This is a genomic window from Cupriavidus pauculus, assembly GCF_008801835.1.
Lineage (GTDB): Bacteria > Pseudomonadota > Gammaproteobacteria > Burkholderiales > Burkholderiaceae > Cupriavidus > Cupriavidus pauculus.
The window spans coordinates 1-14,001 of sequence record NZ_VZOW01000010.1 but is presented as its reverse complement, the minus strand read 5'-3'; the positions used below and the strand labels follow the sequence as shown (position 1 = coordinate 14,001).

General features: G+C 61.5%; 9 protein-coding genes and 1 tRNA gene. All 10 read right to left on the bottom strand.

The features are described from left to right. Positions 1-106 precede the first annotated feature (106 nt). Complete coding sequence (gene rpoC / locus F7R19_RS12720; protein WP_061956573.1) at positions 107-4,342, bottom strand: DNA-directed RNA polymerase subunit beta'; 4,236 nt, start codon at positions 4,340-4,342, stop codon at positions 107-109. 114 nt (positions 4,343-4,456) lie between these two features. Then, a complete protein-coding gene (rpoB, locus tag F7R19_RS12715; protein WP_150980903.1) occupies positions 4,457-8,563 on the bottom strand; it encodes a DNA-directed RNA polymerase subunit beta in 4,107 nt (1,368 codons plus the stop codon). Between the two features lie 434 nt (positions 8,564-8,997). Next, positions 8,998-9,372, bottom strand: coding sequence for a 50S ribosomal protein L7/L12 (gene rplL, locus F7R19_RS12710; protein ID WP_061956599.1), 375 nt, complete (start codon positions 9,370-9,372; stop codon positions 8,998-9,000). A 57-nt stretch (positions 9,373-9,429) separates the two neighbouring features. After that, a complete protein-coding gene (gene rplJ / locus F7R19_RS12705) occupies positions 9,430-9,951 on the bottom strand; it encodes a 50S ribosomal protein L10 (RefSeq protein WP_061956601.1) in 522 nt (173 codons plus the stop codon). A gap of 386 nt (positions 9,952-10,337) precedes the next feature. Beyond that, positions 10,338-11,033, bottom strand: coding sequence for a 50S ribosomal protein L1 (rplA, locus tag F7R19_RS12700; protein WP_061956603.1), 696 nt, complete (start codon positions 11,031-11,033; stop codon positions 10,338-10,340). Next, the gene (gene rplK / locus F7R19_RS12695; protein WP_011299323.1) at positions 11,034-11,465 is read right to left on the bottom strand and encodes a 50S ribosomal protein L11; all 432 of its coding nucleotides are present in this window, start codon (positions 11,463-11,465) and stop codon (positions 11,034-11,036) included. 164 nt (positions 11,466-11,629) lie between these two features. Further along, positions 11,630-12,211: a transcription termination/antitermination protein NusG gene (gene nusG, locus F7R19_RS12690; protein WP_061956605.1), complete on the bottom strand. Its 582-nt coding sequence runs from the start codon at positions 12,209-12,211 to the stop codon at positions 11,630-11,632. 10 nt (positions 12,212-12,221) lie between these two features. Further along, positions 12,222-12,602, bottom strand: a complete 381-nt coding sequence (gene secE / locus F7R19_RS12685; RefSeq protein WP_061956607.1) for a preprotein translocase subunit SecE — start codon at positions 12,600-12,602, stop codon at positions 12,222-12,224. Between the two features lie 58 nt (positions 12,603-12,660). Further along, positions 12,661-12,736 (bottom strand) — tRNA-Trp (locus tag F7R19_RS12680). Between the two features lie 89 nt (positions 12,737-12,825). Then, on the bottom strand, positions 12,826-14,001 hold a 1,176-nt coding region (gene tuf, locus F7R19_RS12675; protein WP_249043154.1), incomplete at its 5' end, for an elongation factor Tu.

Below are 14,001 nucleotides of genomic sequence, written 5' to 3'. Positions count from 1 at the left end.
GGCTCTATCGCCATCGGCCAGTCCGGCGATGACGCCGGCGCGAGACGAAAAAAAACCCGGCTCCATGGAGCCGGGTTTCACTACAGCGCTTCGGTGCGATACGCGATCAGACTGCGTCGCCGTCCGTGGCTTGCACCACCGGCGGCTCGATAAAGAGCGATTGCTCTTCGTCGTTGATCGCCTGTGCGCGCTCGCGCTCGGCCGCCTCGCGCGCCTTGCGGGCGCGGTGGTAGGCCAGGCCGGTACCGGCCGGGATCAGACGACCCACAATCACGTTTTCCTTCAGACCACGCAGGTCGTCGGTCTTGCCCATGATTGCGGCTTCGGTCAGCACGCGCGTCGTTTCCTGGAACGATGCCGCCGAGATGAAGCTGTCGGTCGACAGCGACGCCTTCGTGATACCGAGCAGCAGGTTCTCGTGCGTTGCCGGACGCTTGCCTTCGGCGATCACGCGATCGTTCTCGTCGAGCAGCTCCGAGCGCTCCACCTGTTCACCCGGGATGAACTTGGTGTCGCCCACGTCCTGGATCTGCACGCGGCGCAGCATCTGACGAACAATCACTTCGATGTGCTTGTCGTTGATCTTCACGCCCTGCAGACGGTACACGTCCTGCACTTCGTCCACGATGTAGTGCGCCAGCTCTTCGATGCCCTTCAGACGCAGGATGTCGTGCGGATCCGCCGGACCTTCCACGATCATTTCGCCCTTGTTCACCACCTGGCCATCGTGCACCAGGACCTGCTTTTCCTTGGCGATCAGGAACTCGTGGGCGTTGCCGTCCAGGTCCGTGATCACCAGGCGTTGCTTGCCCTTGGTGTCCTTGCCGAACGACACCGTGCCGGTGACTTCCGCCAGCACGGCGGCGTCCTTCGGCGAACGCGCTTCGAACAGCTCGGCCACACGCGGCAGACCACCGGTAATGTCGCGGGTCTTCTGCGATTCGGTCGGAATACGCGCCAGCACTTCACCCACGTGCACCTGCTGACCGTCCTTCACAGTGATCAGCGCGCCCACCTGGAAGCCGATGGTCACGGAGTGGTCCGTGCCCGGAATCTTGACTTCCTGGTTGTTGGCGTCGAGCAGCTTCACCTGCGGGCGCAAGCCCTTGGTGGCAGCCGTACGGCGCTTGGCATCGATCACCACGAGGGTCGACAGGCCAGTGACTTCGTCCATCTGCTTGGCGACGGTCACGCCCTCTTCCACGTTCTCGAACTTGATCGTGCCCGTGTATTCGGAAACGATCGGACGAGTCAGTGCGTCCCACGTAGCCAACTGCGTACCGGCCTTGATCGCCTGGCCGTCCTGCACCAGCAGCGTTGCACCGTACGGGATCTTGTGGCGTTCGCGCTCGCGGCCATGGTCGTCGGTGATCAGCGCCTCGCCCGAACGCGAGATCACGATCAATTCGCCCTTGGCGTTCGTCACGTAACGCATGGTCACCGTGAAGCGCACCGTACCGGTCGCCTTGGCTTCCACGCTCGATGCCACTGCCGCACGCGATGCCGCACCACCGATGTGGAACGTACGCATGGTCAGCTGGGTGCCCGGTTCGCCGATCGACTGTGCCGCGATCACGCCCACCGCTTCGCCCGAGTTCACCAGCACGCCGCGGCCAAGGTCACGGCCGTAGCACTTGGCGCACAGGCCGTAGCGCGTGTCGCACGACAGCGGCGTGCGGACCTTCACTTCGTCCACGCCGATGTTGTCGATCAGGTCGACCAGATCTTCGTCCAGCAGCGTGCCGGTCTCGATCGCGGTTTCCTGGGTTTCAGGGTTCACCACGTCGGCCACCGTCACGCGGCCCAGGATACGATCGCGCAGCGCTTCGATCACTTCACCGCCTTCGACCAGGGCCTTCATGGCCACGCCGTTGGAGGTGCCGCAATCGTCTTCCACCACGACCAGATCCTGCGTCACGTCGACCAGACGACGCGTCAGGTAGCCGGAGTTCGCGGTCTTCAGTGCCGTATCCGCCAGACCCTTACGTGCACCGTGGGTCGAGATGAAGTACTGCAGAACGTTCAGGCCTTCACGGAAGTTCGCCGTAATCGGCGTTTCAATGATCGAGCCATCCGGCTTGGCCATCAGGCCACGCATACCGGCCAGCTGACGGATCTGGGCCGCGCTACCGCGGGCGCCCGAGTCCGCCATCATGTAGATCGAGTTGAACGATTCCTGCTTGACGGTCTTGCCTTCGCGATCCACCACGTCTTCGTGCTGGAGCTGCTCCATCATCGCCTTGCCCACCTGGTCGCCAGCGGCGCCCCAGATGTCCACGACGTTGTTGTAACGCTCCTGGTCCGTCACCAGACCCGACATGTACTGCTTGTCGTATTCCTTCACCTTGGCGGCCGCGTCGGAGATGATCTTCTCCTTTTGCGGCGGCACCAGCATGTCGTCGATGGCGATGGAGATACCGGCGCGCGTTGCCAGGCGGAAGCCCGACTGCAGCAGTTTGTCGGCAAAGATCACGGTTTCGCGCAGACCGCACTTGCGGAACGCCGTATTGATCAGGCGCGAGATTTCCTTCTTCTTCAGCGGCTTGTTCAGCACCGAGAACGGCAGCCCCTTCGGCAGGATCTCGGACAGGATCGCGCGGCCGACCGTAGTGGCCTGCAGCGTGATCTTGGGCGCGAAGCGGGCGTCGCCCACCGCGTCCTTGTCCACCAGCACGTACTCGGTGATCCGCACGTTGACGCGCGAAGCGAGTTCGACTTCCTTGTTCTCGTAGGCGCGCAGGACTTCGCTGATATCAGCGAACGTCATGCCTTCACCCTTGCCGTTGATCTTGTCGCGGGTCGTGTAGTACAGACCCAGCACCACGTCTTGCGACGGCACGATCGACGGATCACCGTTGGCCGGGAACAGCACGTTGTTCGACGCCAGCATCAGCGTGCGCGCTTCCATCTGCGCTTCGAGCGACAGCGGAACGTGGACAGCCATCTGGTCACCGTCGAAGTCGGCGTTGAACGCGGCGCAGACCAGCGGGTGCAGCTGAATGGCCTTGCCTTCGATCAGGACCGGCTCGAACGCCTGGATGCCCAGGCGGTGCAGCGTCGGCGCACGGTTCAGCATGACCGGATGTTCGCGGATCACCTCTTCGAGGATGTCCCACACCACCGGCGTCTGGCTTTCCACTTCCTTCTTCGCCGCCTTGATGGTGGTGGCGATGCCCATCGTTTCGAGCTTGTGGAAAATGAACGGCTTGAACAGCTCCAGCGCCATCAGCTTGGGCAGACCGCACTGATGCAGCTTCAGCGTCGGGCCCACCACGATCACCGAACGACCGGAGTAGTCCACGCGCTTGCCCAGCAGGTTCTGACGGAAACGGCCGCCCTTACCCTTGATCATTTCGGCCAGCGACTTCAGCGGACGCTTGTTGGCGCCAGTCATGGCCTTGCCGCGACGACCGTTGTCCAGCAGCGAATCGACGGCTTCCTGCAGCATGCGCTTTTCGTTGCGCACGATGATTTCAGGCGCCTTCAGCTCGAGCAGACGCTTCAGACGGTTGTTACGGTTGATGACGCGGCGATACAGGTCGTTCAGGTCCGACGTAGCGAAACGGCCGCCATCGAGCGGGACCAGCGGACGCAGTTCCGGCGGCAGCACCGGCAGCACTTCCAGGATCATCCACTCCGGCTTGATGCCCGAGCGCTGGAACGCCTCGAGCACCTTCAGGCGCTTGGCGAACTTCTTGATCTTGGCTTCGGAGCCGGTGGCCTGCAGTTCGGCGCGGATCTGTTCGATCTGCTTCTCGATATCGATACCGCGCAGCAGTTCGCGGATGCCTTCGGCACCCATCATCGCCACGAACTCGCCTTCGCCGTACTCATCGCACTTCGCGATGTAGTCGTCTTCCGACATGATCTGGCTCTTCTTGAGCGGCGTCATGCCGGGTTCCAGCACCACGAACGCCTCGAAGTACAGCACGCGCTCGATGTCGCGCAGCGTCATGTCGAGCACCATGCCCAGACGCGACGGCAGCGACTTCAGGAACCAGATGTGCGCGGTCGGCGCGGCCAGCTCGATGTGGCCCATGCGCTCGCGGCGCACCTTCGCCAGCGTCACTTCGACGCCGCACTTCTCGCAGATCACGCCGCGATGCTTCAGGCGCTTGTACTTGCCGCACAGGCACTCGTAGTCCTTGATCGGGCCAAAGATCTTGGCGCAGAACAGGCCATCGCGTTCGGGCTTGAACGTACGGTAGTTGATCGTTTCCGGCTTTTTCACTTCGCCGTACGACCACGAGCGGATCTTCTCGGGCGAAGCCAGGCCGATCTTGATCGCGTCGAACTGCTCTTCCTGCTGAACCTGCTTAAAGAGATCGAGCAATGCTTTCATTGCAACTCCTTGTTTCTCCGCCGCCCCGGAGTCTGTCCGGAACAGCGGCATTCAATCTGTGGGGAAACCTGCGCTGGTGAACGCCGGCCGCAGCCGGCGTCCGCATCGATCGGATCAATAACGATCCAGATCGATATCGATACCCAGCGAGCGGATTTCCTTCACCAGCACGTTGAACGATTCCGGCATGCCGGCATCGATCGAGTGCTCGCCCTTGACGATGTTTTCGTACACCTTCGTACGGCCGTTCACGTCATCGGACTTGACCGTCAGCATTTCCTGCAGCACGTACGATGCGCCATAGGCTTCCAATGCCCACACTTCCATCTCACCGAAACGCTGGCCGCCGAACTGCGCCTTGCCGCCCAGCGGCTGCTGCGTCACCAGCGAGTACGGACCGGTGGAACGGGCGTGCATCTTGTCGTCGACCAAGTGGTGCAGCTTCAGCATGTGCATCACACCCAGCGTGACTGGACGCTCGAATGCTTCGCCGGTGCGGCCGTCGTGCAGCGTGACCTGTTGCTTCGAAGCGGTCAGGCCCTTTTCCTTGGCGATGTCGTCCGGATAGGCCAGGTCGAGCATGCGGCGGATTTCGGCCTCGTGCGCACCGTCGAACACCGGCGTGGCAAACGGCACACCCTTCTTCAGGTTGGTCGCCAGTTCCAGCACTTCGGCATCGGACAGGCTGTCCAAGTCTTCCGCCTTGCCGCTCTCGTTGTAGATCTGCGCGAGCAGCGGACGGAGTTCCTGCGCCTTGGCCTGCGCCTTGAGCATGTCGCCGATGCGCTGGCCCAGACCGCGCGCGGCCCAGCCCAGGTGGGTTTCCAGAATCTGACCCACGTTCATCCGCGACGGCACGCCCAGCGGGTTCAGCACGATGTCCGCCGGCGTACCGTCAGCCATATACGGCATGTCTTCGATCGGAACGATCTTCGACACCACACCCTTGTTGCCGTGACGACCGGCCATCTTGTCGCCAGGCTGCAGGCGACGCTTCACGGCCAGGTACACCTTGACCATCTTGATCACGCCCGGCGGCAGTTCGTCGCCCTGCGTCAGCTTCTTGCGCTTCTCTTCGAAGGCCAGGTCGAACTCGTGACGCTTCTGCTCGATGGCTTCCTTGACGGCTTCCAGTTGGGCTGCAACGTCTTCGTCTGCCGGACGGATATCGAACCAGTGATACTTGTCCAGGTCGGCCAGGTATTCGCGGGTCAGCTTCGCGCCCTTGGCCAGCTTCTTCGGACCGCCATTGACGGTCTTGTCGAGCAGCAGGCGCTCCAGACGCTGGAATGCATCGCCTTCCACGATACGCAGCTGGTCGTTCAGGTCCAGGCGGTAGCGCTTCAGTTCGTCGTCGATGATCGACTGGGCGCGCTTGTCGCGCGTCACGCCTTCGCGCGTGAAGACCTGCACGTCGATCACGATACCGCTCATGCCCGACGGCACGCGCAGCGACGTGTCCTTCACGTCCGAAGCCTTCTCGCCGAAGATCGCGCGCAACAGCTTTTCTTCCGGCGTCAGCTGGGTCTCGCCCTTCGGCGTGACCTTACCCACCAGCACGTCGCCAGCCTCGACTTCCGCGCCGATGTAGGTGATGCCCGACTCGTCCAGACGTGCCAGTTGGGCTTCGGCCAGGTTCGAGATATCGCGCGTGATTTCTTCCGGTCCCAGCTTCGTATCGCGCGCAACGACCGACAGTTCCTCGATGTGGATCGAGGTGTAGCGGTCTTCCGCAACCACACGCTCCGAGATCAGGATCGAATCCTCGAAGTTGTAGCCGTTCCACGGCATGAACGCGACCAGCATGTTCTGGCCCAGCGCCAGCTCGCCCAGGTCCGTCGATGCGCCGTCGGCGATCACGTCGCCACGGGCAACGATGTCGCCAACCTTGACCATCGGCCGCTGGTTGATGTTGGTGTTCTGGTTCGAACGCGTGTACTTGATCAGGTTGTAGATGTCCACGCCGACTTCGCCGGTGACGGCTTCGTCGTCGTTCACGCGAATCACCACACGCATCGCGTCGACGTAATCGACCACGCCGCCACGCATCGCCTGCACGGCCGTACCCGAGTCGACCGCCACGGTGCGCTCGATGCCGGTGCCGACCAGCGGCTTGTCCGGACGCAGGCAAGGCACGGCCTGACGCTGCATGTTCGCGCCCATCAGTGCACGGTTTGCATCGTCGTGCTCGAGGAACGGCACCAGCGAAGCTGCGGCCGACACGATCTGCGACGGCGCCACGTCGATGTACTGAACGCGGTCCGGCGTGACCATACGCGTTTCACGCTCGGAGCCTTCGCGCGCCGACACCAGTTCGTCGATCAGGTTGCCTTCGGCGTCGACCGTCGCGTTGGCCTGCGCCACCACGTACTTGCCTTCTTCGATCGCCGACAGGTAGTCGACCTGATCGGTCAGCTTGCTGTTTTCGACCTTGCGGTACGGCGTTTCCAGGAAGCCGTATTCGTTCAGGCGGGCGTACAGCGCCAGCGAGTTGATCAGACCAATGTTCGGGCCTTCCGGCGTTTCGATCGGGCACACGCGGCCGTAGTGCGTCGGGTGCACGTCACGCACCTCAAAGCCGGCGCGCTCGCGCGTCAGACCGCCCGGGCCAAGTGCCGACACGCGGCGCTTGTGGGTGATTTCCGACAGCGGATTGGTCTGGTCCATGAACTGCGACAACTGCGACGAACCGAAGAACTCGCGGATTGCCGACGAAATCGGCTTCGAGTTGATCAGATCGTGCGGCATCAGGTTCTCGGTCTCGGCCTGGCCCAGACGTTCCTTGACGGCACGCTCCACGCGCGACAGGCCGGCACGGAACTGGTTTTCCGCCAGTTCGCCGACACAACGCACGCGACGATTGCCCAGGTGATCGATATCGTCGACTTCGCCCTTGCCGTTGCGCAGGTTGACCAGGATCTTGATCGTCTCGAGGATGTCCTCGTCCTGCAGCACCATGCTGCCTTCGCCGCTCGGGCGCGACAGACGGCTGTTGACCTTCATGCGGCCAACGCGCGACAGGTCGTACGATTCCTCGCTGTAGAACAGGCGCTGGAACAGCGCTTCCACGGCCTCTTCGGTGGGCGGCTCGCCCGGACGCATCATGCGATAGATCGCGATACGAGCGGCAGTCTGATCTGCCGTGTCGTCCACGCGCAGCGTCTGCGAAATGTACGGGCCCTGGTCGAGATCGTTCGTGTAGAGCGTCTGGATCTGCTTGACACCGGCTTCGCGCAGGTTTTCCAGCAGGGTTTCAGTCAGTTCGTCGTTGGCGTTCGCCACCACCTCGCCGGTGTCCGGATCGATGATGTTCTTGGCCAGCACGCGACCCAGCAGGTAGTCTTCCGGCACGCTGATCAGCTTGGTGCCGGCGGAATCCAGATCGCGAATGTGCTTGGCGTTGATACGCTTGTCCTTCTCCACCACGACGCGGCCGTTCTTGTCGGCGATGTCGAAGCGCGCGACTTCACCGCGCAGGCGCTCGGGCACGAACTCAAGTTGTGCGCCCTCGCCTTGCAGCGTGAAATTGTCGAACACGAAGAAGTGCGCCAGGATTTGTTCCGGCGTGAGTCCGATCGACTTCAGCAGAATCGTGACCGGCATTTTCCGACGACGGTCGACGCGGAAGTACAGGATGTCCTTCGGGTCGAATTCGAAATCGAGCCACGAGCCACGGTACGGAATGATCCGCGCCGAGAACAGCAGCTTGCCGGAGCTGTGCGTCTTGCCCTTGTCGTGTTCGAAGAACACGCCGGGGGAACGATGCAGCTGGCTGACGATCACACGTTCGGTGCCGTTGATCACGAAAGAACCGGTGGACGTCATGAGCGGAATTTCGCCCATGTAGACTTCCTGCTCCTTCACTTCCTTCACCTTGCCCGGGTTCTCGCGATCGTTGATGATCAGGCGAACCTTGGCGCGCAGTGCCGAGTGGAACGTCAGGCCACGCTGCTGGCATTCCTTGACATCGAACGGCGGGTTGGACAGGTGATACGAGACAAACTCCATACGGGCAAGCCCGTTATGGGAGGAGATGGGAAAAATCGCGTTGAAAGCGGCCTGCAGACCCTCGCTCTTGCGACGGGCGGCCGGCGTTTCCGCTTGCAAAAACTGGGTGTAGGATTCAATCTGTGTGGCAAGCAGGAATGGAACCTGATGAACCGTCGCGCGCTTCGCAAAGGATTTGCGAATGCGCTTCTTCTCGGTGAAGCTGTACGCCATGGGATCTCCGAATCATCGCAGGGCCGGTTGGACCTGGCCGGCGCCTGAGGTGTTCAGCGACTGGGAGGGGATTTGGCGGTTGGCCGCTACCAACCTCTGGCTGACGGTGCCCGCACGCTGCGGACGGTGTGGTCATTGCACGGCGCAATGCCTGCACACGTCCGGGGGGCACCCGACCAAACTTGTCTTCTGCAGTCGGTTCAGAAGACAAACATCAGCAACCACCTAGTGTGCCACTGATGTTTGGCTTCTGCTTGGGCAGCGATCGAATCGCGCCTGTCAAGCATACCTTAATACACATTTGCGCCAGATCCGATGCAAATTGCCGGATTCGGGTGCGCTATGAAACACACCCCACAAAGCGCAAAAAGGCTGGCTCGGGATTTCCCTTTGCCAGCCCCATCCGCGTGCCACGAGGGCACGCGTGGTACCACTTACTTGACGTCGACCTTCGCGCCAGCGTCTTCCAGCTTCTTCTTGGCGTCGTCGGCAGCAGCCTTGTCCACGCCTTCCTTCACGGGCTTCGGAGCGCCATCGACCAGGTCCTTGGCTTCCTTCAGGCCCAGACCGGTGATCTCGCGCACAGCCTTGATCACGCCAACCTTGTTCGAGCCAACTTCGGCCAGAATCACGTTGAATTCGGTCTTTTCTTCAGCAGCGGCAGCACCGCCAGCGCCCGGGGCAGCAGCCACAGCCATTGCGGCAGCCGACACGCCAAACTTCTCTTCGAACGCCTTGACCAGGTCGTTCAGTTCCATCACGGACATCGCGCCTACGGCTTCCAGGATGTCGTCTTTAGTGATTGCCATTTGGATTACTCCTACTAGATTTGATTCGGGATCGGTAATGCGATCTGTCTATGCGGCTCAGGCAGCCGGAGCTTCCGCTTCCGCGGGAGCACCTTCGGCCTTCTTGGCAGCCAGCGCGGCCAGCAGACGGGCGAAGCCCGACACCGGCGCCTGCATCACGCCAAGCAGCTGAGCGATCAGTTCGTCGCGGCTCGGGATCGAAGCCAGAGCCTTGACGGCGCCAGCATCGAGAACGTTGCCGTTGTACGACCCTGCACGCAGAACCAACTTGTCGTTGGTCTTGGCAAAATCGTTCAGAACCTTGGCCGACGACACTGCATCTTCGGAAATACCGTAGATGAGCGGACCGGTCATTTGCTCTGCGAGGCCAGCAAACGGCGTACCTTCCACAGCGCGGCGGGCCAGCGTGTTCTTCAGAACACGCAGGTAAACGCCTTGCTGACGGGCAGTAGCGCGCAGCTTGGTCAGATCGCCAACCGTGATGCCGCGATATTCAGCCACGACGATGGTCTGGGCCTTGGCGACTTGCGCCGAAACCTCAGCAACGACGGCCTTCTTATCTTCAATATTGAGTGGCACGGTTAAGCTCCAAAACGATGCGGCCACTCCGGATGACCGGGGCGGACACATCAGTCCAAACGAACGGCGTCCGATTGGCCCGAATCGGCCGGAACGGGTCCGGTTTCATCAATCCCTTCGGGTGCGCCATCTGCGCTGGCAGGTCAACCGCATCGGGGCAAGCCCCGCATGCAGCGACCGATTAAGTCCGCACTGCCGAACGGCGGTGAGAGCACCAGCGGTCTTTGATAACCAGCGGCATCCAGGGGCGCTTCGCGTTCCAGATGCCACTGCCCAAAGCCTTGCTTCGTCGCCCTGCGGCTTCGAAGACGATTCCGGCGATGCCGAAACCTTCAATTCCTGCCCTGTCCGGCGTTATCGGGTCCGGTCAGGTGATGCTGTCAGCTTCAGGCTGACAGCGAAGTTTGCTCGACGCGAACGCCAACGCCCATCGTGGACGACACGGCGATCTTGCGCAGGTAGACACCCTTGCTAGTAGCCGGCTTGGCCTTGACCAGAGCGTCCAGAAGCGCGCTCAGGTTGCTCTTCAGCGCGGTGTCTTCGAACGAACGGCGACCGATGGTGGCGTGGATAATACCGGCCTTGTCGACACGGAATTGCACCTGACCAGCCTTGGCGTTCTTCACGGCTTGCGCAACATCGGGCGTGACCGTGCCGACCTTCGGGTTCGGCATCAGGCCGCGCGGGCCCAGGATCTGACCCAGGGTACCGACGATACGCATCGTGTCCGGCGAAGCGATCACGACGTCGAAGTTCAGGTTACCGGCCTTCACTTGCTCGGCCAGGTCTTCCATGCCGACCACATCGGCGCCAGCAGCCTTGGCGGCTTCGGCCTTGTCGCCTTGCGCAAACACCGCAACGCGAACCGACTTACCAGTGCCGGCGGGCAGCACGACGGAACCACGCACAACCTGATCCGACTTCTTGGCGTCGATACCCAGTTGCACTGCCACGTCGATCGACTCGTCAAACTTTGCCGACGCGCAGCTCTTGACCAGGGTCAGGGCCTCGTCGATCGGGTAGAACTTGGTGCGCTCGATCTTCGCCTTATTGGCGGCGACGCGCTTCGAAACCTTAGCCATTTACAGACCCTCCACGGTGATGCCCATCGAACGCGCCGAACCTGCGATGGTACGCACTGCAGCATCCAGGTCAGCGGCGGTGAGGTCAGCGTTCTTGGCCTTGGCGATTTCTTCAGCCTGGGCGCGGGTGATCTTGCCGACCTTGTCGGTATGCGGCTTCGGCGAACCCTTGGTCACGCCGGCAGCCTTCTTGATCAGCACGGTCGCCGGCGGCGACTTCATGACGAACGTGAAGCTCTTGTCGGCAAAGGCGGTAATCACCACCGGCACCGGGAGACCCGGTTCCATGCCTTGAGTCTGCGCGTTGAACGCCTTGCAGAACTCCATGATGTTCAGACCACGCTGGCCCAGTGCGGGACCAACGGGCGGGGAGGGATTTGCCTTACCAGCCGGAATTTGCAGCTTGATAAAGCCAATGATCTTCTTGGCCATCTTTACTCCAATCCAGATCCTTTCCTGATGCAGGAATCGGATCCTGTTGAGTCATAACGCGCTATCGCCATGCCTTGCACAGCCTCGCGCTCCTCTTCGGAACCAGCCTCGCGGAGGCTCCTATCGTCCTGTTGCGTCTTGTTCAGCCGCAACAATTCAAATACTTAGACTTTCTCGACCTGGCCGAACTCTAGTTCGACCGGCGTGGCGCGTCCGAAGATCGTCACCGTCACGCGCAGGCGCGACTTTTCGTAATTCACTTCTTCGACATTGCCGTTGAAGTCGGTGAACGGACCGTCCTTGACGCGGACCATTTCGCCCACTTCGAACAGCGTCTTGGGACGCGGCTTTTCGACCCCTTCCTGCATTTGGGTCATGATCTTGTCCACTTCCCGCTGGGAAATCGGACTCGGGCGATTGCGCGCACCACCCACGAAACCGGTCACCTTGCTGGTGTTCTTCACCAAGTGCCATGTTTCGTCGGTCATTTCCATTTCGACCAGGACGTACCCCGGGAAGAAGCGTCGTTCGGTCACAGACTTGTGGCCGCCCTTAATTTCGACAACCTCTTCCGAAGGAACCAGAATGCGGCCAAACTTGTCCTGCATCTCGGCGCGCTCGATGCGCTCCTGCAGCGCGCGCTGCACGCTCTTCTCCATGCCAGAGTAGGCATGCACCACGTACCAACGCTTCTTCGACGAAGGCGATTCCGATGCTGCGGTTTCCTGCTGGGCGTTATCCGTCATGTCCTACCTCTTATTTCCAGCCCAATACGAGCGAAAAAATCACCCACTCGATGAGCTTGTCAGCGGACCACAAGAACAGCGCCATGACAACAACAAAGGCAAACACGAGCCCCGTCATCTGCCCGGCTTCCTTGCGTGTTGGCCACACTACCTTGCGAACTTCCCGATACGATTCCCGCGCGAATCCCACAAAGTCCTTGCCCGGCGCGGAGACGAGGGCTACCACGACGCCAAGGGCCAGTCCGGCAAAAAGCGCGGCGCCGCGGACGTACGACGGCTGCTGGGCCAGCGCGTAGAAACCGACGACCCCGGCTATGACCAGGCACACTGCCGCAACGAGCAGCCACTTGCCGCTCGAGGCGCCTACGGTTTCGACATTGGGATTAGCCATGTTTCGCAAACGAGACTAAGCCGCGTCACGAATGATTTCATGACGCGGCTGATTGATTTGGCAGGGGCAGAGGGAATCGAACCCCCAACCTTCGGTTTTGGAGACCGACGCTCTGCCAGTTGAGCTATACCCCTAGAACTACTTTGGGACCGGCTCTCACCGATCCCCTTCTGGCAAACGACCGCGGCAGGTTGGTACCGTGGTCGCCAGTTCGACTAACTGCTTAGTCGAGGATCTTTGCCACAACGCCGGCGCCGACGGTACGACCGCCTTCGCGGATAGCGAAGCGCAGGCCTTCTTCCATGGCGATCGGGGCGATCAGCTTGACGGTGATCGACACGTTGTCACCCGGCATGACCATTTCCTTGTCCTTCGGCAGCTCGATCGAGCCGGTCACGTCGGTCGTACGGAAATAGAACTGCGGGCGGTAGTTGTTGAAGAACGGCGTGTGACGGCCACCTTCGTCCTTCGACAGGATGTACACCTCACCGGTGAAGTGCGTGTGCGGCTTGATCGAACCCGGCTTGCACAGCACTTGGCCGCGCTCCACGTCTTCGCGCTTCGTGCCGCGCAGCAGCAGACCCACGTTGTCGCCTGCCTGACCTTGGTCCAGCAGCTTGCGGAACATTTCCACGCCGGTGCAGGTGGTCTTGACCGTCGGGCGGATACCCACGATTTCGATTTCCTCACCGACCTTGATCACGCCACGCTCGATACGACCGGTCACCACCGTGCCGCGACCCGAGATCGAGAACACGTCTTCCACCGGCATCAGGAACGTACCGTCCACGGCGCGCTCCGGCGTCGGGATGTACGTGTCCAGCGCGTCGGCCAGGTTCATGATCGCCACTTCGCCCAGCTCGCCCTTGTCGCCTTCCAGCGCCAGCTTGGCCGAACCCTTGATGATCGGCGTGTCGTCGCCCGGGAACTCGTACTTCGACAGCAGCTCGCGCACTTCCATTTCCACCAGCTCGAGCAGCTCGGCGTCGTCCACCATGTCGCACTTGTTCAGGAACACGATGATGTAAGGCACGCCAACCTGACGGGCCAGCAGGATGTGCTCGCGCGTTTGCGGCATCGGGCCGTCAGCGGCCGAGCAAACCAGGATCGCGCCGTCCATCTGCGCGGCGCCCGTGATCATGTTCTTCACATAGTCGGCGTGGCCCGGGCAGTCAACGTGGGCGTAGTGGCGGTTGGCCGTCTCGTATTCCACGTGTGCGGTGTTGATCGTGATACCGCGTGCCTTTTCTTCCGGCGCTGCGTCGATTTCGTCGTACTTCTTCGCGGCACCACCGAACTTCGCGGCCAGCACCGTTGCAATCGCCGCCGTCAGCGTCGTCTTGCCATGGTCAACGTGACCAATCGTACCTACGTTCACGTGCGGCTTAGTCCGCTCGAA

Excerpts from the sequence above, each read along its gene's own strand:
- rpoC (WP_061956573.1), bottom strand. The coding sequence starts at position 4,342 with ATGAAAGCATTGCTCGATCTCTTTAAGCAGGTTCAGCAGGAAGAGCAG.
- rpoB (WP_150980903.1), bottom strand. The coding sequence starts at position 8,563 with ATGGCGTACAGCTTCACCGAGAAGAAGCGCATTCGCAAATCCTTTGCG.
- rplL (WP_061956599.1), bottom strand. The coding sequence starts at position 9,372 with ATGGCAATCACTAAAGACGACATCCTGGAAGCCGTAGGCGCGATGTCC.
- rplA (WP_061956603.1), bottom strand. The coding sequence starts at position 11,033 with ATGGCTAAGGTTTCGAAGCGCGTCGCCGCCAATAAGGCGAAGATCGAG.
- rplK (WP_011299323.1), bottom strand. The coding sequence starts at position 11,465 with ATGGCCAAGAAGATCATTGGCTTTATCAAGCTGCAAATTCCGGCTGGT.
- nusG (WP_061956605.1), bottom strand. The coding sequence starts at position 12,211 with ATGACGGATAACGCCCAGCAGGAAACCGCAGCATCGGAATCGCCTTCG.
- secE (WP_061956607.1), bottom strand. The coding sequence starts at position 12,602 with ATGGCTAATCCCAATGTCGAAACCGTAGGCGCCTCGAGCGGCAAGTGG.